The organism is Nitrosomonas europaea (genome assembly GCF_900167395.1).
In the GTDB taxonomy this organism is placed as follows: Bacteria; Pseudomonadota; Gammaproteobacteria; order Burkholderiales; family Nitrosomonadaceae; genus Nitrosomonas; species Nitrosomonas europaea.
In genome coordinates this window covers 129,519-147,942 of record NZ_FUWK01000002.1, presented here as the reverse complement: position 1 = coordinate 147,942, position 18,424 = coordinate 129,519, and the positions used below count along the sequence as shown (strand labels likewise).

The 18,424-nt window shown below is 50.5% G+C and carries 17 protein-coding genes; 3 read left to right on the top strand and 14 right to left on the bottom strand.

Features of this window, described 5'->3' with window-relative positions:
* Positions 1-2 precede the first annotated feature (2 nt).
* From B5D58_RS01615 to B5D58_RS01555, 13 genes are all read right to left on the bottom strand, one after another.
* On the bottom strand, positions 3-764 hold the full coding sequence (locus B5D58_RS01615) for a DUF2490 domain-containing protein (RefSeq protein WP_011111197.1): 762 nt from the start codon (positions 762-764) through the stop codon (positions 3-5).
* 309 nt (positions 765-1,073) lie between these two features.
* Positions 1,074-1,991 (bottom strand): CysB family HTH-type transcriptional regulator, encoded by a 918-nt coding sequence (locus tag B5D58_RS01610; RefSeq protein WP_011111198.1) that lies wholly within the window; start codon positions 1,989-1,991, stop codon positions 1,074-1,076.
* 94 nt (positions 1,992-2,085) lie between these two features.
* Positions 2,086-3,711 carry a family 2A encapsulin nanocompartment cargo protein cysteine desulfurase gene (locus tag B5D58_RS01605; protein WP_011111199.1) on the bottom strand — a complete coding sequence of 542 codons (1,626 nt, stop codon included), beginning with the start codon at positions 3,709-3,711 and terminating at the stop codon, positions 2,086-2,088.
* Complete coding sequence (locus B5D58_RS01600) at positions 3,698-4,615, bottom strand: family 2A encapsulin nanocompartment shell protein (protein WP_011111200.1); 918 nt, start codon at positions 4,613-4,615, stop codon at positions 3,698-3,700. The genes B5D58_RS01605 and B5D58_RS01600 overlap by 14 nt, the downstream gene beginning before the upstream one ends.
* Before the next feature lie 108 nt (positions 4,616-4,723).
* Positions 4,724-5,662, bottom strand: a complete 939-nt coding sequence (epsC, locus tag B5D58_RS01595; RefSeq protein WP_011111201.1) for a serine O-acetyltransferase EpsC — start codon at positions 5,660-5,662, stop codon at positions 4,724-4,726.
* Positions 5,662-6,750 (bottom strand): sulfate/molybdate ABC transporter ATP-binding protein, encoded by a 1,089-nt coding sequence (locus B5D58_RS01590; RefSeq protein WP_011111202.1) that lies wholly within the window; start codon positions 6,748-6,750, stop codon positions 5,662-5,664. The genes epsC and B5D58_RS01590 overlap by 1 nt, the downstream gene beginning before the upstream one ends.
* Positions 6,747-7,625: a sulfate ABC transporter permease subunit CysW gene (gene cysW, locus B5D58_RS01585; protein ID WP_011111203.1), complete on the bottom strand. Its 879-nt coding sequence runs from the start codon at positions 7,623-7,625 to the stop codon at positions 6,747-6,749. The genes B5D58_RS01590 and cysW overlap by 4 nt, the downstream gene beginning before the upstream one ends.
* 9 nt (positions 7,626-7,634) lie before the next feature.
* Positions 7,635-8,468, bottom strand: a complete 834-nt coding sequence (cysT, locus tag B5D58_RS01580; RefSeq protein WP_011111204.1) for a sulfate ABC transporter permease subunit CysT — start codon at positions 8,466-8,468, stop codon at positions 7,635-7,637.
* 65 nt (positions 8,469-8,533) lie between these two features.
* On the bottom strand, positions 8,534-9,322 hold the full coding sequence (locus B5D58_RS01575; protein ID WP_011111205.1) for an EAL domain-containing protein: 789 nt from the start codon (positions 9,320-9,322) through the stop codon (positions 8,534-8,536).
* 90 nt (positions 9,323-9,412) lie between these two features.
* Complete coding sequence (locus B5D58_RS01570; protein WP_234988949.1) at positions 9,413-10,432, bottom strand: EAL domain-containing protein; 1,020 nt, start codon at positions 10,430-10,432, stop codon at positions 9,413-9,415.
* A gap of 3 nt (positions 10,433-10,435) precedes the next feature.
* Positions 10,436-10,741: a DUF2325 domain-containing protein gene (locus tag B5D58_RS01565; RefSeq protein WP_011111207.1), complete on the bottom strand. Its 306-nt coding sequence runs from the start codon at positions 10,739-10,741 to the stop codon at positions 10,436-10,438.
* 58 nt (positions 10,742-10,799) lie between these two features.
* A complete protein-coding gene (locus tag B5D58_RS01560; protein WP_011111208.1) occupies positions 10,800-11,807 on the bottom strand; it encodes a sulfate ABC transporter substrate-binding protein in 1,008 nt (335 codons plus the stop codon).
* Positions 11,808-11,835: 28 nt separating this feature from the next.
* A complete protein-coding gene (locus B5D58_RS01555) occupies positions 11,836-13,410 on the bottom strand; it encodes an alginate export family protein (protein ID WP_011111209.1) in 1,575 nt (524 codons plus the stop codon).
* A 286-nt stretch (positions 13,411-13,696) separates the two neighbouring features.
* Here B5D58_RS01555 and rpoH point away from each other — a divergent pair, with 286 nt between their 5' ends.
* Positions 13,697-14,539 (top strand): RNA polymerase sigma factor RpoH, encoded by an 843-nt coding sequence (gene rpoH, locus B5D58_RS01550; RefSeq protein WP_011111210.1) that lies wholly within the window; start codon positions 13,697-13,699, stop codon positions 14,537-14,539.
* Positions 14,540-14,595: 56 nt separating this feature from the next.
* On the opposite strand, the gene B5D58_RS01545 is transcribed toward rpoH, so the two are convergent.
* Complete coding sequence (locus B5D58_RS01545) at positions 14,596-15,306, bottom strand: type 1 glutamine amidotransferase (protein WP_011111211.1); 711 nt, start codon at positions 15,304-15,306, stop codon at positions 14,596-14,598.
* Positions 15,307-15,577: 271 nt separating this feature from the next.
* Between B5D58_RS01545 and B5D58_RS01540 the strand changes: the two genes are divergently transcribed.
* On the top strand, positions 15,578-16,969 hold the full coding sequence (locus B5D58_RS01540; RefSeq protein WP_011111212.1) for a DUF2868 domain-containing protein: 1,392 nt from the start codon (positions 15,578-15,580) through the stop codon (positions 16,967-16,969).
* Between the two features lie 14 nt (positions 16,970-16,983).
* Positions 16,984-18,405, top strand: coding sequence for a DUF3482 domain-containing protein (locus B5D58_RS01535; protein ID WP_173251251.1), 1,422 nt, complete (start codon positions 16,984-16,986; stop codon positions 18,403-18,405).
* Positions 18,406-18,424: the final 19 nt, after the last annotated feature.

The window sequence follows — 18,424 nt, the reverse complement described above, 5'->3', positions numbered from 1 at the left end:
TATTAGAAATTCAGAAACAGGTTAACTGCAAAATTGTGCATCATTTGATCAGGACGAGGATTATGGCGCCTGTCAATGAATTGGTTCATATAACCCAGTTCAACGGTCGCATTCTGATGAACTTTGTAACCCAGACCCACAAAAGCGCGATTCTGATCGAAGCCGCGAGAAATAAAGCCCGGGTTACTAACCGTGTTCAACCCGATGAACAATTCGTTCTGAATGATAAAAGTAAGATTGGGATCGATCATGGCGACTGGAATCGCCAGTTTTACCAGCTGACGGAAACGGTAAGCCACATCGTCACTACCAGAAACAGGTGCATTGTGATCAAAGAAGCGCTGCTCAAAGCGACTGCGCAATGACAATTTACCGAAAGAAAATTCATCCGCCCAGGTTACCTGCTGCCAGATTCTATGCTCATCGAACGGGAGCCCTGACTTTGGTACCAGCGGTTCATCCGAGGGAATCCAGGCATAGCCCGCCCAGATGATGATTTTATCAGTGATCGCATAGCCCAAACCCGGGCGGATGATAGCCTGCGTAAACTGTGAGGAATCATTACCGAATCGTCCCTGTCCTTCCATCCACCATCTGAATTTCTTCAAATCGGGGTTGCCCGGATTGACGAAGCCAAAATTACCAAGTGCAGTAATATTTCCCCAAACCTGAAAATCCTCTACGGTTCTGCCAGCCGTGGCGGGTTGATTAAATATCAAACTCAATGTAACGAGCGCAACAAAAATACCGACTCTTTTAAACACGCAATTTCCCCTTCTTCTTTTATATATAAGAATTTCTAGTGTTATTTACAGTATTCAGAAAAATACTGCAGATGAACGTACATAGATGCACATGCCTGACTTTACCGGATCATCAGGAAATTTTGCATCTTTATTAAATTTGACTCTGGAAAATAACACAGCTGGCGGAACGCTTCTGTGTCAGCCGGACAACCATCCATGAAGTTCTGAACGCGCCGAACTGTAAGAGTTTACGCTATACGACGGCACCAATCAGTCATTTGAAACGCTGGAATATGGACTCATGCCAATCTCGCATCAGTAGTCGTTCTATTGTATTTCTGAGCAGATGGTATCTCTGCTCAGTGAAGGGATGCACAGCTCGATGAACCGGTAGGCGTATCCGCGCAGATAGTGGTTACGTCGTATGGATATGCAGGTGGTATTCTGCTCGAACAGATGAGAACCATCCAGTTTGATCAGTTTTGTATCCCGTTCCGGTGTAAATGCGACAGATGCAACGATACCAATTCCCATACCCAGAGTGACATAGGTTTTGATGACATCTGCATCGAGAGCGGACATGGCGATATTGGGTGTCAATTCCGCGCGAGAGAACGCCTGATCGATTCGGGAACGCCCGGTAAAACCCTTGTGATAGGTAATGATCGGAAATTGCGCAACAGCTTCGAGTGTGAGAGGGTGTATCGATTGCAGCGGATGTTCTGCCGGTACGATGATCGCATGATGCCAGGTATAGTACGGAAACGATACCAGTTCAGAAGTACTCTCCAGCGCTTCGGTTGCGATGCCAATATCCGCCTGGCCATTCAGCAGCATGGATACGATCTCGCCGGGACTGGATTCGTGAAGTACGAGATGTACTTTTGGGAATATTTCCTTGAATTGCCTAACAACATCCGGTAAGGCGTATTGTGCCTGGGTGTGGGTGGTAGCCACGGTCAGTTCACCCTGGTCATGCTGACTGAACTGTTCTGCCAGTCGTTTGATATTTCTGGTATCCAGCAGAATGCGGTCAACGATTTTGACCAGTTCCTTGCCCGGTGCGGTCAGTCCGGTCAGGCGTTTGCCCTTTCGGATGAACAGATCGATGTTCAGTTCATCTTCCAGATCTTTGATATGCTTGCTGACCCCGGATTGCGAGGTAAACAGGGCATTGGCCACTTCCGTCAAATTGTAATTCTGCCGAATTGTTTCACTGATGATGCGGAGTTGCTGAAAATTCACGTGTTTATACCTGTTGTCGATACGTGTGTGGTGGCGTGGAGGAATGGATGTGGTACAGAAATTATGCAGGCCTGTTATCTGTACCGCATGGTGTTCAGAATGCGTTTTTCTTTCCCCGGATACGGTCTATGGCAGCGGCCAGCCTGTCGATATCCGTATACGTGTTATAAAAAGCCAGCGAGGGGCGGACGGTACTTTCCACGCCGAAGCGGCGCAGAATAGGCTGGGCACAATGATGACCGGCACGTACCGCAATACCTTCACGATTGAGAGCAGTACCGACTTCTTCCGTAGAGAAATCCTTCAGGGTAAAAGACAGTACACCTGCTTTATCTGGTGCGGTACCAATGAGTCGCAGTCCTGCTATCGATTTTAGGCACCCGGTAGCATAGGTCATCAATTCGTGCTCGTAGCGGCTGATATTTTCAAGACCGATACGTTCCACATAGTCGATTGCGGCGCCCAGTCCTACTGCATCGGCAATATTACCGGTCCCCGCCTCGAACCGGGCAGGGGCACCGTGATAAGCTGTCTTTTCGAAAGTGACATCTTGAATCATATTGCCGCCACCCTGCCATGGCTGTGTGTCGTTGAGCAGTTCTGTCTTGCCATATAGAACACCAATACCGGTCGGGCCGAATACCTTATGCCCGGAAAAAACGAACCAGTCACAATCGAGTTGCTGGACGTCGACCCGCATGTGTGAAACCGATTGTGCTCCATCGACCAGTACACGTGCACCGACGCGGTGTGCCATTTCCACCATTTGTCTGGCAGGTGTGATGGTCCCGAGTGCATTTGAAACCTGTGAGAATGCAACGAGTCTGGTGTGTGAGTTGAGCAGCTTTTGATATTCTTCCAGCAAAACCTGTCCATCCTCATCGACCGGTACCACGCGCAATCGGGCGCCCGTTTCATTACACAGCATCTGCCATGGAACGATATTGGCATGATGTTCCAGCCAGGTAATGATGATCTCGTCTCCGGCGCTGATATGCTGCCGCCCCCAGCTTTGGGCAACGAGGTTGATCGCTTCCGTCGTTCCCCGCAGAAAGATGATTTCATCGGTGGATGCGGCGTTGAGAAACTGGCGAACCTTATTCCTCGATTCCTCATACGCATCTGTCGCACGGGCTGCCAGTTCATGTGCTGCCCGGTGAATATTGGAATTTTCGTGCGTGTAGAAATAGGTCAGCCGATCGATGACGGCCTGAGGTTTCTGTGTCGTTGCCGCATTGTCCAGCCAGACCAGGGAATGCCCATTGACGTGTTCCTGTAAAATGGGGAAATCACGCCGGATCGCATGGATATCGAAGGGGGGATGGGCAGCAGGAATTTGTGCTGCCCGGTCATGGCGCTCGGGTGCTATCCCTTCATCGAGGAAATAAAATGATGATTCCCACGGTGGATGACCGGAATGATCTGAATCAGACAGGCTGATATGAGCCGGCGCACGATACTGATTCGGTGTGAACAGGGCTTTCAGTTCCGCTTCGCAAGGCAGTGGAATGGTCGAAGGGTAGCTCGACCCGGTGGCCGGGCGTGAATGACTGACTTCAGCACCGGGAACCGTCAAAGCAGGCGGTTCGGTCGATCGGGAAAGCGGAGGAGTGTTGAATAACGCATTGCCCATTTGCGTCAGTGACTCAATATCGGGTACATAAGCGGATGCCTCACCCGATACTTTATCTATCCACTGGTTGAACTCATTTGTATTCATGGTATTTACCCACTTCGACATTTTCCAGAACACCGAGTGCATCTTCAGTCAACACGGCCAGTGAGCAATACAGTGAAACCAGATAAGAAGCGATGGCCTTATGGTTGATCCCCATGAAACGTAAAGATAATCCCATGCCCTGTTCGCCTTGCAGTCCCGGCTGATAGAGTCCTACCACCCCTTGCCGGCTTTCACCCGTGCGTAGCAGCAGGATACTTGTTTTCCCTCCGGTAATGCCTATCTTGTCGCATGGAATGAGGGGTAGCCCGCGCCAGGTAAGGAATTGTGAGCCGAACATCGATACGGTGGGAGGAGGTACGCCACGCCGTGTGCACTCCCGACCAAATGCCGCAATGGCTTTGGGATGTGCCAGAAAGAAGGCCGGTTCCTTCCAGACGAGTGAGATCAGATCATCCAGATCATCCGGGGTGGGTGCGCCTGTACGCGCTTTGATCTTCATGTTTCTGGCAACATTGTTGAGCAAACCGTATTCCTTGTTGTTCACCAGTTCTTTTTCCTGGCGTTCCTTGATGGTTTCAATGATCAGCCGGAGTTGCTCGCGGGTCTGATCGTGCGGGCTGCTGTAAAGATCGGCGACGCGAGTGTGGACATCCAGCACGGTATTGACTGCACTGAGTACATACTCACGCCCCCATTCCTCATAATCTACGTAAGTGGCAGGTAATTCGCGCTCATCCTTGTTGGAGCAGTCGACTTCAACCTCGTCAGGATCTTTGACTTTATTGACGCGGTAGATACCCGCCTCGACCGGAACCCACTGCAGCAGATGAGTTAGCCACCGTGGCGTGATCGTGCCCATCATGGGAATGGTTTTAGTCGCGTTGGCAAGTGTACGGGCCGCAACATCACCTAATGCGGTCTGTGCCTGATGAATATCAGTCATTTAAATTCTCCTGAAGATTGTTGGGAAGAAACAGCGTTTTGTGTCACCGAACTATTCTGAATAATCCGGCGTTATTCGCATATACGAAATAAAGATATGCAATTGAAATTAACCGGGTACTTTTTCATGGCGCATCTGCGCCTGGGTGATATGACTCCCGGGGGGGATGTCGTGTGTCAGCCAGACATTTCCGCCTATCGTGGAGCCATGTCCGATAGTGATACGCCCGAGGATGGTCGCTCCCGCGTAGATCACGACATCGTCTTCGACGACAGGATGACGCTGATTTCCCTTGATCAAGGCACCTTGTTCATCTACCGGGAAATGTTTGGCGCCTAGAGTGACTGCCTGATACAGGCGTACTTTACGACCGATGATGGCCGTTTCCCCGATGACGACTCCGGTTCCGTGATCTATGAAGAAACTGTCACCAATCCGGGCTCCGGGATGTATTTCTATGCCGGTCAGAGAATGCGCGATTTCTGAAATCATGCGTGCAATCAGAGGGACTCCCAGCTTGTGCAGTTCATGTGCCAGCCGGTAATGGATGATGGCGGTGATCCCTGGGTAGCAGACCAGTACCTCGTCGATATTGTGTGCAGCCGGATCGCCTTCATAGGCTGCACGAATGTCACTGTCCAGAATATGGCGTATGGCAGGCAACTGCCCGGCAAATACATGCGTGATTTCCACCGCCCGCTCTCGAACCGTATGGCTGACGGCCTCGAGCCCGGAAGCAAAATGGAGCTCCCGGATTACCTCTGCCGACAGATCGCGCAGGGCGGTATCCAGTGTGTACCCTACGAAGTAATCGATACTTTCTCCGGTCAGGTCGGGTTGACCCAGGCGGTTGGGAAACAATGCGGCACTCAATTTGTCGATGATGTCCGCCAGCGTTTTGCGTGAGGGAAGTTTGGGCGGATTGTTGAGTCTCTGCCGATGCTCCAGTGAAGTCTCGCGTAAATTACGCAACTCAATGACAACGTTGCTGATTGTCGTGCGCAGATAGGATAATTCCGGCAAAACCGTTTTTTCAGAGGCTGTCATCAATGTATCGATCCGTTTTGGGCATGGTTTGGAAACAGATCGAGCTTGCGCGGCTTGATGAAAACCTGATCTCCTCTTGCCAGTTGCAACTCACGAAAACGCTCCTTGCTGATCTCGGCATAAATACTGTTTGTACTTTGATTGTCTTTGCCTGCCAGCTCCAGCCGTACGACCGGTCCGATAGCGAGAATATGGACGATATGAGCAGCCAGAGCCGGTTCACCGTTTAATGTCCGGTCCACTTCGATGTCATGCGGCCGCACATAGGCGATGGCACTGAGATCTTCTGCTTCTGAGTACTCCGGGGCATCGACTTCGAGATCGCCAATCCATGCATGGCCCTGATGCACACGCCCGTGGAACAGATTGACGTGTCCAAGAAATTCATATACGAACGGGTTGGCCGGTTTCTCATAGACTTCATCGGGAGTGCCGATTTGTTCGATACGGCCCCGGTTCATGACGACGATCCGATCTGCCACTTCCAGTGCTTCTTCCTGATCATGTGTCACGAAGACACTGGTAATGTGCATGTCATCGTGCAGTTTGCGCAGCCAGGCACGCAGCTCCTTGCGCACTTTGGCATCGAGCGCACCGAATGGCTCATCCAGTAACAGAACACTGGGTTCGACTGCCAGTGCCCGTGCCAATGCGATGCGCTGGCGTTGCCCCCCGGAAAGCTGGTGCGGATAACGATCTGCCAGCCAGTCGAGTTGCACCAGTTGCAGCAGTTCAGTCACGCGGTGATTGATTTCCGGAGCGTTGGGGCGCTGTTTTCTAGGGCGTACACGCAAGCCGAATGCTACGTTCTCGAAAATGGTCATATTGCGAAAAAGTGCGTAATGCTGGAAGACAAATCCGACATGCCGATCACGAATGTGTTTGTCGGTTGAATCTTCCTCGTTGAACAGCACTTGACCGGAATCAGCTGTTTCAAGGCCGGCAATGACCCGCAGCAGAGTGGTTTTACCGGAGCCGGAAGGACCCAGCAGCGCGAGCAGCTCTCCCGGGTTGACTTTCAGATTGATGTCGTTCAGTGCGGTGAAAGAGCCGAATTGCTTGGAGAGATCGTGTATTTCGATAGTCATGAATGATTTCCTCTGGAGGTTTGTTGTGCCACTTTTGCTTCAACCAGCGTTTTCAGTACCAGCGTAATCAGTGCAAGTAATGCCAGCAAGGAAGCCACTGCAAAAGCAGCAACAAAGTTGTATTCGTTGTAGAGAATTTCGACGTGCAGGGAAAGAGTGTTGGTCAGGCCGCGAATATGTCCGGAAACGACCGAGACGGCGCCAAACTCGCCCATTGCTCGGGCATTGCAGAGAATGGTGCCATACAGCAATCCCCATTTGATGTTGGGAAGCGTGACGTACCACAGTGTCTGCCAGCCACTTGCGCCCAGAATGATGGCGGCTTCTTCCTCCTCGCTTCCCTGTGCCTGCATCAGTGGAATCAGCTCACGTGCAATGAACGGCACAGTCACGAAAATCGTTGCCAGAACGATGCCGGGCACGGCAAAAATGATGGAAAGATCATGCTCCCGCAGCCATGGACCGATCCAGCCCTGCAGGCCGAATATCAGTACGTAAATCAATCCGGCGACGACGGGAGAGACGGAGAATGGCAGATCGATCAGGGAGGTGAGGATACTTTTGCCGCGGAACTCAAATTTGGCAATTGCCCAGGCGGCTGCGATACCGAATATCAGGTTGAGCGGTACGGCGATGGCGGCTGCAATCAGGGTCAGGCGGATGGCGGCGAGGGCATCGGGTTCAGTGATGGCTGCAAGATAAACTTCCCATCCTTTTCTCAGTGCCTCAAAGAAAACTGCTACCAGGGGCAGTAAAAGAAAAAGCGACAGGAAGGAGAGGGCCAGCAGGATGAGTGTCCAGCGCGCCCACGGTGATTCCTGCGTAACCACCTTGTGCGGTGCCGGAGAGGTTTGGAGTAACGGGACGGCAGTCATGATTTTCCTTTATGCCTTTATGCTGCGATGACGAACCCACCACTGCAGCAGGTTGATGATCAGCAGAAGAATGAATGAAATCACCAGCATCACGACGGCAATGGCCGTTGCACCAGCGTAATCATATTGTTCGAGTTTGGTGATGATGAGTAATGGCGTGATCTCCGAGACCATCGGGATATTGCCGGCAATAAAAATAACGGAGCCGTATTCTCCGATGGCGCGGGCAAAAGCCAGTGCAAAACCGGTGGTCAGTGCAGGTAGAACTGCCGGGAAAATAACGTACCGGAAAGTCTGCCAGCGTGTTGCGCCCAGCATGGCAGCAGCTTCTTCCAGTTCTTTCTCGATATCTTCCAGTACAGGTTGAACGGTGCGAACGACGAACGGCAACCCGATGAATGTCAGTGCCACGAAAACACCGACCGGGGTGAAGGCGACCTTGATTCCCAATGGTTCCAGATACTGACCGAGCCAGCCGTTACCCGCATAGATTGCGGTGAGCGTGATACCGGCAACGGAGGTGGGTAGTGCGAAAGGCAGATCGATCAGGGCATCGACCAGGCGCTTACCCGGAAACGGGTAACGTACTAGTACCCAGGCTACCAGCAATCCGAAAAATGTATTAACCACTGCGGCTGCAAACGAGGCTCCAAATGTCAGCCGATAGGACGCGACGACTCGGGGTGCAGTCACCGTACTCCAAAATTCCGGCCAGGTCAGTTTCGCGCTGTGGATGAATGCTGCCGACAGAGGAATCAGTACGACCAGACTCAGGTAAAGCAGGGTAAATCCCAGTGCCAGATTGAAGCCTGGTAGTACACTGTATTGTTTGAAAGTGCTCAAAATTCAGACTCCTGTTATTCGATTGTAAAAATCCTTTTGGGTGATTGCCGGGATCATGTTGTGAGTCATACTGTTTTTCCTAGAAAGTTACCCTGCAGGTAATGTGCGCCCGCTTGCTTTGCCGCTGTCAGCTGCTCTTGCGTTTCGATTTTTCTGACATGCAGGCGGAAGCCGGCATCACGGGTGCTGTTGTCTTCCGGATAGTCATTCAGCTGATAGTGTAATAATTCGTGTGCTTGCACGATCAGGATGTCCGGATGGAGATCATCTGTTCCCAGTAACCAGTGTCCGTTGGTACTGCTGAAATTAAGGGCTATTTGATAACCGTATGAGCGGTAGTTAATGATCAGTTTCTGCAGCAGTTTCCAGTCGTGATTCAGGGCTGGCGGTATTTCAATCACGATCCGTGAAGTACTGATTCCGGTTAAATCCAGAAAATCTTTGAATGTTCGTCCGTGTTCATTCTGGATGCTGCTCAGCAGGCGTGGATGTACACTCAGGAAAAGCTGACCAGTGTTGGTGTCAAAGTTCTTCTTAAAATAATTCAGGGCGTGAATTGCTCTGCACAGGCGGTCGAGGTCGATCAATTGTTCATCTTTGGAAGCAAGTGCAAATACCTGCCAGGGCCAGAGCGAGACTTCACCATTTGATTCAGAGCGAATGTAGGCTGCGTGCCCAATTATGTTATTTTCATGAATATCGAGGATTACCTGAAAGGCACTGGTCAGTTTGCAATGGTAGAAATTTCCACTGATCCGGCCATTTTCATCCTGTTCCAGCGAGTAGTCGGTAGCAGCTTTGATCAATTCGAACTCATCCATTACGGTAAAAGGCTTGGCAGTGGTTCTATTCATGAAAGCGCTCCTTTCAAGATGGTTTGTCGCTGTTTTTATATGCAAGGCTGTTTTCGGGTACATGATTCGATGTCTCGTAAATAGAACGGGTTATATGCTTCTGTAAGGTTGATTTTCCTGCAGTGATTCATTATCGAATCTGTATCCATTCCGCTCGTCTGGTATCTGCCAGGAAAAGGGAGTCAGCATGTTGTCGGCTTTACGCGAATATCTGGCCAGGAAATTTCCCTGTAGCAGATCTGCACCTGCGTGTATTGCATCTGTCAGTTGATATGAAGTTTCTATGTTGCCTACCAGAACATCTGCTCCTTGATTATGAGCAGTGACTATCAACGGATCCAGTACGCTACGCCGTAACAGATCACGTGCATCAATACGTATGACATTAGGATATAGCTTGCCAAGTTCGGATATCCGGTCATTATTGGTACCGCTGTAATTGACTGAGATCAGATACCCGTGTGCACGATAGTTCATGATCACGCGTTTCAGCAGCCGCCAGTCACGATTGGCTTCAACTGGGATCTCGATAACGATTCTGGAGGTACGTATTCCGATAATGTCGAGTATTTGCTCAAATGCGCTGCCATGATCATCCTTGACACTTTCCAGCAAACGGGGCTGTACGCTGACGAACAGCTTCATCTGTTTGTTAGTAATATTGTCAAGAAAATTGAGGGCATGAATCGTTCGGCAGAGGCGATCCAGCTTGATGAGCTGTTCATCGTCGGGGGCGAGTGCGAATATATGCCAGGGAGAAAGTTGTATTTCTCCATTTCCATTTAAATCAGCGCGGATACGAGCTTCTTGTCCAATGATATTGTTCCGGGCAGCTTCAAAAACAGGTTGATAAGCGCTTGATAACTTGCAATGGTAAAAAAGGCCAGTAATCTCGCCATTATCAGAGTGTTGTAAGGAAAAACCGGTGCTTGTGATAATGCGTTCTATCGTACGAATCATATAATCACCGTGTACCAGTGTTTTTAACGTTGATGGCAGCATTTGTAACTCCAGCAAAGAAGCTATCTGAATTGAAGCAAGAGAAGCGGGTAAATCGTTCATCCATTTCAACGGGATCTGCGCACTTCTTGCTTCACTGGACTTGTTCATTACTTATACAAAGTTGCAACAACTTTCTTCAGCTTTTTTCTCATCGAAGATCGTGTCGATTTCGTGCATGGCATGACGGCAGAAAATCATCGGGATCCCGATACGGCTGGCCTGATCTTTCACTGAATTGGCAAGGTTGTGGCTGACGTAATCGTAGATAATCACGACCAGCTTTGTTCTGCCGGGCAGTGCTCGCTTGTTGAACCCTTTTTTACGACCGTTCCAGTGTTCTATACGGGAATAGCCGTGTGCCGTGATTCTCTGTTTGAGAGATGCAATGTAATCTCCACCCACTATCAGTACTGTCATTTCTGATTCTTTTCGAGTTTGAGGTTATGAGCAATCAATGTGCCGGATACAGAATCGATCATTGATTTACATAGATTTTGTCGAACAGGCCGCCGTCCTTGAAGTGGATGCTCTGGGCTTGCGGCCAGCCGCCAAATACTTCATTGATCGTAAACAGATTGATTGCCGGGAACTGATGAGCATATTTTTTGGCGATTTCCGGATCGCTCGGTCGATAGAAGTTGCGTGCCGCAATTTCCTGCCCTTTTTTGTCGTACAGGTACTCGAGGTAGGCCTGGGCAATATTACGTACGCCATGTTTGTCGACATTCTTGTCGACGACAGCGACAGGGGGTTCGGCAAGAATGCTGATCGAGGGAATGATTATTTCGAATTTCTCCGGGCCATATTCCTTGAGCGCCAGAAAAGCTTCGTTTTCCCAGGAAATCAGAACATCCCCTATGCCGCGCTGGATGAAATTGATGGTTGATCCACGTGCCCCTGAATCAAGTATTGAGACATTCTTATAAAGTCGGGTGAGGAACTCTTGTGCTTTTGCTTCATCGCCATCGTATTTTTTCAGTGCAAAACCCCACGCCGCCAGATAATTCCAGCGTGCACCACCCGATGTTTTCGGATTGGGCGTTATGACGGCGACACCCGGTTTGATCAGATCATCCCAGTCCCTGATTCCTTTGGGATTGTCTTTGCGTACCAGCAGGACGATCGTTGAGAGATAGGGCGAACTGTTGTTGGGTAAGCGTTTCTGCCATTCTGCCGGGATCAGCCCCGATTGCTCGCTGATCGCGTCAATGTCATGAGCAAGGGCAAGTGTCACTATATCTGCAGGCACACCGTCAATGACCGCACGTGCCTGTTTGCCGGAGCCGCCATGTGACTGTTTGACAGTAATTTTCTCCCCGGTTTTTTCCTGCCAGTAGCGGATGAACTCGCGGTTATATTCCTCATACAACTCGCGTGTCGGATCGTAGGAAACATTGAGAAGAGTCCGGTCAGCAAATGCCTGACTGGCACCTGCCAGAGCAAACGTCAGTAATCCGACTGACAACCATATATTGAATTTCATTTGATTCCCTTTTATAGATAAGTTGATGTTATTTGAATGCGCTGATAGCGACTTCAACATAGAAAAAATCCGTCCCGGCAGTGGTTTCTCCCAGTTCCGCCAACTGCTGGTTTTTTATGAATCCGCCGTTGAACCAGTGTGAATAGCCTAGTGTGGTACTGATATGAGGTGTCAGCTTGTAACGGGCGCGAATATCGGCTGAATGCCCGATAAAGCTGCCACTGTTCCCGCTGCGATCACGGTTATTTCCACTGCCGTTGAGAAGGTTGTTGAAACGGTCAGTCTTACTGGCGAGCCAGAAGCCGTTATAGCCTCCGTCGATTTGTAAGTCGGGATGTGGCTGGAACTCTACCTTGATTTTCGGTGCCTGGATGTTTTCCATAATGATGTAGTCATCAGCTGACCAGGGGCGTGCAAAACCGAAGAATCTTTCAAAACGGTTGTTTGTGCGATCGTTAGGATCACGATCACCACTTACATAACCGTAAAAGGCACTGACGCGGGGCTTCCAGGCAGCCTGCTGGAAGGTATAGCCGAATTCGAGCAGATAGGCATGTGCTGATTTTTTCTGTCCACCGTCACGGCCAAATTGATAAATGGCACCGAGATCGAAATCGACTTCAGTGTTGGGCACAACACCATAGGCTCGTATGGCAGGAGAGTGGATTTCACGTTTGACTCGTGTTCCACCATCGTCATCCTGTATTAACCCCATATAGTAGGGTTGAATGGTGATTATTTTTGACCATTGACGAAAATGTCCGATTGCGCCATAAAACCACTGGCCTTTGTCGCGCCGGTCAAATTTGTCTATCAGTCTTATGACCGGTTGCACTCCCCATGCATCGAACTCCCAGTCATTCGATTCCTGGCCGAGTGTAACGCGGAAGCCTTCAAAATTATTGGTAGTGTTGCGCCATTGATTACTACCCAGTAAGCGCCGATCCAGCGTTTCCCATGCCATGCGACCACCCCGGATTCTGACAGGACGATAATTACCCAGGTCATCTCGCCCCAGCGCATCTTTGAAATAGAGTTCGCCATAGGTCTGGATCAGTTCGAATTCATTCCAGTCGCGGTTATCTTTAGGGAATTTACCGTTATAGCGGCGTGCATCTTCAAATTCGACGACGAAGCGCAGAGGATCCAGGATTTCTTTGATACCCAGATAAGCCCGTGTTCGCAGGAGAACAGGGTCATCCGTGGTGATACGTGAGCGCCGGATATCATTGTGGCGATGTTCATAACGTACGCGGTAATCCAACCCGACATCCAGCCAGTAAAGATTTTTGAAAGCGTCGATCCCCGTTTTGGACAGCGTGCGAACATAACGGGGCGGATCGGATTCCGGGTGGGTGCTGTAACTGCGCGCGCGCTGGTAGAAACTGGAGGGTGCATTACCAGCGATGAATGTTGGTTTGGTCGATTCAGTTTGCTGGTTGGCCGCAGTTTGTATAATTACTTCCTTGGATGCTGCAGAACCGGAATCGACTGCTGTTGTCTGGCCATTCTGGTTGTCTGGAAGCGTTTCTTTTGCATGAACCATGTTTGTCAGCGATGGGAGAGTAATCAGATAAAGCCATATCCATGTACGGTGTTTCATTTATGCCTCTGTTTTATAGTTGTAGGTTTATTGGTTTATGGCTCTCGACGTCGTTCGAGCGAAGCAAAGATAACAATAATCTCTTATTTATAAAAATAATAAATAATGATTTCTTTATCTGAATTTAATATATGAGAGATTGTTTTGATTGAGCAGCAGCGTGAATATGCGGTTAAGAGGGATAATCAGGTACTGATGAAATTAGCACTCATGAACTAAGAGTGCTAGGATATGTCTATTCGCTTCAAATCACGCAAGTACATTCTGAAAATCAATGGAGAAAATCATGAATGAGATTATGGCTTTACCGGTGATGGCAGGCGGTGATCTGGACAGCTATATTCGTGCGACCAGCAGCTTTCCTGTCTTATCCCGGGAAGAGGAAGCTTCCCTGGCTAAACGTATGCGAGAAGAGGGTGACGTCAATGCAGCGCATCAGCTGGTGCTTTCCCATTTACGCGTGGTGGTTACCATTGCACGCGGTTATCTGGGATATGGGCTGCCGCATGCTGACTTGATACAGGAGGGTAATATCGGCCTGATGAAGGCTGTCAGACGGTTTGACCCTGAACGGGGTGTCCGGCTGATTTCCTTTGCGATTCACTGGATCAGGGCGGAAATTCATGAATTCATCATGCGTAACTGGCGGCTGGTCAAGATCGCCACGACCAAACAGCAGAGAAAGCTTTTTTTCAATCTGCGCAGCATGAAAAAAGGGCTGGATACGATGAGCCAGGCTGAAGTGGCTTCGATGGCGGAACAGTTGGGTGTCAAAGCTGAGGAAGTCGTCGAGATGGAAACACGTTTCAGCGGCCGGGATATTTCACTGGAACCGGTGACGGACAGTGATGAAGATGATTTCAGCCCGATTGCCTGGCTGACGGATGGATCCGATCCCTCCAGGGAGCTGGAAAAAGAGCAGTTGGAGCGACTGACACACGCCCGGCTGAAAAATTCGCTGGACAGTCTGGATGAACGCAGCCGCCGTATCATCGAGGCACGCTGGCTGCGGGAAGACAAGGCTGCCACCTTGCATGAGCTGGCTGATGAGCTGGGCGTTTCTGCTGAGCGTGTGCGTCAGATCGAAGCAAAAGCCATGAAGAAAATGCGAGCCGAGATCGCCATCTGAACCGGTACGAATCATGAACATGCCTTGGGCTGATGGTTGCGTGTTGGTGGCGACCATCAGTTTTTCAATGCCTTAATCCATTTTTTGTACAGGCGATCTGCGATTGATTGCAGTGCAGCAATGCGGTCATCGAGATTCGCCTGAATCTCTTCACTGCTGCTGACAGCGGGACTTTCCCGGCTTTGTACCAGCTCGGCAGCATTTGCCTCACACCATATTTTTACCATCTCGGCGGTCATTTCGATATGACACTGCAGGCCCAGGTGAATCCCCAGGGCAAAGGCCTGATTGGGGCAGTAAGGGCTGGATAGCAGCCTGACTGCGTTTGCCGGTATGCTGAAAGTTTCGCCGTGCCAGTGAAAGGCATCGAATTCCGTGAGATCAGTACCAAACCAGTCATGCGCGATGGATGAAGAAGTGACATCCACGCGTCCCCAGCCCAGTTCCTTGATCGGATTGTTTGTTACCACACCTCCCAGAGCGGTTGATAAAAGCTGCCCACCCAGGCAGTGGCCCAGTACCGGAATATCGGTACTTGTCGCTTGCCTGATGAGTGACAGTACCGAGCCGATCCAGGGTAGATCATCATGTACGCTCATCGGCCCGCCCATCAATACCAGGCCGCTGTATTTGTTCATATTTTTCGGCGGAGGCGTTCCTTCATCCAGACAGATCAGTTGCCATGGTATGTGATGGTGGTTGAGAAATGTGGCAAAATAGCCGGGCCCTTCGATCGGGAAAAACCTGAGAATTGCGACGGGTTTCATTGATGACATCCTTCCTGAAATAAATGAACGGACTTTACTGTCCTCTTGCGGATACTCTGTTTTGTTCGATAGAGCGTGGATTGTACGGTTTTCCAAGTTTTTACGGGGATCAGGTTGTATTACGATATTCCGAAGTGAGATAACCGTTTTCCATTATCGTATTCCGGCCGTTTATGCTGCTTGCCTCATCGGCTGGTGACAGGTTTTCCAGGTCGCCCGGGTTATGGCGAGGTGATCTCATTTTTATTTTTCTGTTTAGATATCGATAGTGATGGCATTAAAAAACCACGATTTCAATGATCTGGTTCGACTGGAACAATTGCGGCATATTGAAACAGGCCAGCCTCAGGCACTTTCTTACGCCGGTATTGCGAGTATGGAAGCGTACCCTGCTTCCGGTTTCAGTTACGCTGCTTTTCTGGAAAGATTACTGGATCGCGCTCATCATCTGGTTCATGACAATCATCTGGACGAGGTGCTCCAGCAGCCGGAGAAGCTGTTCATACGTGCAAGCAGAATCATTCTGCTGCTGGCGGCGGTTCTCGGAGGGTTGGCCGCGGTCAATGCAGCCAGCGAATCTTCGACGCTGAATATTTACTGGTTGCTGGTCGTGTTGCTTGGGTTCAATTTCCTGTCGATGTTGCTGTGGTGTGCCGGGATTTTGCTGAGTGTTCAGGGATTGAGCTCGGGCATTGCTGCGCAACTGGCCTGCTGGCTGCCTTTTCAGCTCAAGAAAAGAGAGAGTGACTCCACTGGTACGTTTGCTGCACGTGCCTGGTGGGAAACCTGCCTGTCCGGCAGGGTGGGCCGGTGGCGAATCAGCATGTTGACTCATCAGTTCTGGCTGGTTTATCTGCTTGCAGGGATGGGCGTGCTGATTCTGCTGATGCTGGCAAAACAGTACGATTTCGTCTGGGGGACGACATTGCTGCCGGAAAACAGCCTGCCAGAGCTGACTCGTCTGTTGGGTGTTCCCATGCAGCATATTGGCCTCGCTGTTCCTGACGGCCAGCAGATCGCAGCCAGCCGGATCGGGGCAGGTGTGCAGGATTCAGTCATCAGAAGCGCCTGGGCGGAATTTCTGGTGGGAGCACTGATCGTATATGGATTGCTGCCCCGGCTGATCCTGATGCTGCTTGCCTTTTTCATGTTGAAGCTGTCCGAGTATCGCTACAAACTGGATTTATACCTGCCTTACTACGTCACCCTGCGGCAGAGCCTGATCGCAAAAGAATTCGTGACCAGTGTGATCGACCGCGATCCCGGAATGGCAAAAGAATCGCTGGAACCGATTACCCGTGCGAAACACAGTCGTCGTTTTCCCGAAAATGCATTGGTGATCGGTGTCGAACTGGACAGCCATGCCATCTGGCCGGAAGGATTGGTTTGCCAGGAAAATGTGGCGGATCAGAAAACATTTGCCCGGGTCTCGGAAATGCTCAAAAAATCCAAAGGAGCGTTAGTCATTGGCGTGGCGGCACATCGGTTGCCTGATCGTGGAGTGCAGCGGATGGTAAGAGAGCTTGCAACACTGGTATCCGGTCAGATCTGGTTGATATTGTTGCAAAGCAGCCCTGCAATTCCGGTGGCGGAATCACGCAGACAGGCCTGGTACCGGCTGGCACAAACCTGTGCGATTCCAGCCGAACATATCCTTTCCTGATGATGCATACTGATATGAAATCTGTCGGGACAGTCTCGATGCAGGAAGCACCGCTGCTGGAGATTGCTGTCGTTGGCCATACCAATACCGGAAAAACCTCGCTGATTCGTACTTTGCTGCGCAGTACCAGCTTTGGCAGAGTGGATGATGCAGCGGGGACGACCCGTCATGTCGAACGGGCTACCATTTTTGCCGGAAGTGAAGCGGTGCTCAATTTGCACGATACACCCGGAATCGAAGATGTCTATGCACTGCAGGACAAACTCCATCTGATTGCGACCAGAAACAAGCGCAGCACGCAAAGTGAACTGCTGGAAAAATTTGTTGCTGCGACGCCTCTCAACGATCCGCTGGAACAGGAAGCCAAGGTTATCCGGCAGGTGTTGCGTAGTGATGTGCTGTTATATGTGATCGACGTGCGTGAGCCGGTGCTGGAAAAATATCTCATCGAAATCGAGATACTCGGCAAGGCAATGAAGCCGATGATCCCGATATTCAATTTTACTGCGGCGCATCGGGCCGAGCTCGATCTGTGGAGAAAAAAGCTGGCGGCGTTCAACATATACGCCTCGCTTGAACTGGATACCGTGGCATTTGCCTTTGAAGCGGAAAAGCGCCTGTACCAGAAAATACAAAGCCTGCTGGAAGTGCACTATACCCGCCTGCAACGTCTGATCGACCACCGTGCCAGAGTCTGGAATCAGCTTTGCATGTCTGCCGCCAGGCGGATTGCCGGCTTGATCATTACTACGGCGTGTTACCGGGAGCATACGGGTGATGAACGCAGTTCGGCTGGTGATACTTCATCTGCAGCGATCAGATTGCAGGATTTCATCCGTCAGGCAGAGCAGCACTGTCTGGTTGATTTGCTGAAGATGTTCAATTTCACGGATAAGGATATCGAACTGCAAAAGATCCCGGTACAGAATGGCTACTGGCAGCTTGATCTGTTTGCACCCGGTGTACTGAAAGCCTATGGTCTGGATATCGGCAGTGCGGCACTCAAGGGGGCTGCTGCTGGAGCAGGAATCGATCTGATGACAGGAGGATTGAGTCTTGGGGTTGCCAGCATGCTGGGCGCACTTGCCGGAACCGGCTGGTCTACATTCAGACGTTACGGCAAGGAGATTCAGGCGAAAATCCGGGGTACCCGGTGGTTATGTGTAGATGACAGCACCTTGCAGTTGCTGTATCTGCGCCAGCGCCAACTGCTGGATAAACTGATGAACCGGGGGCACGCTGCCTGTCATACCGATCAGGTAAGTCAGCAGCCGGAGCGTGGTGAGCTGCCGGACGGCTGGCAGCAGATCATCGATATGCTCAGGCAGAACCCAGCCTGGGGCAGATCACCAGGACTGCATACGGACGATACCCGGCAGTACAGCTCGATCGAAAAAAGACTGATCGATGCGTTGTTGAAAAATCCAGCGTTATAGAATTACGTTACGAGGCCTG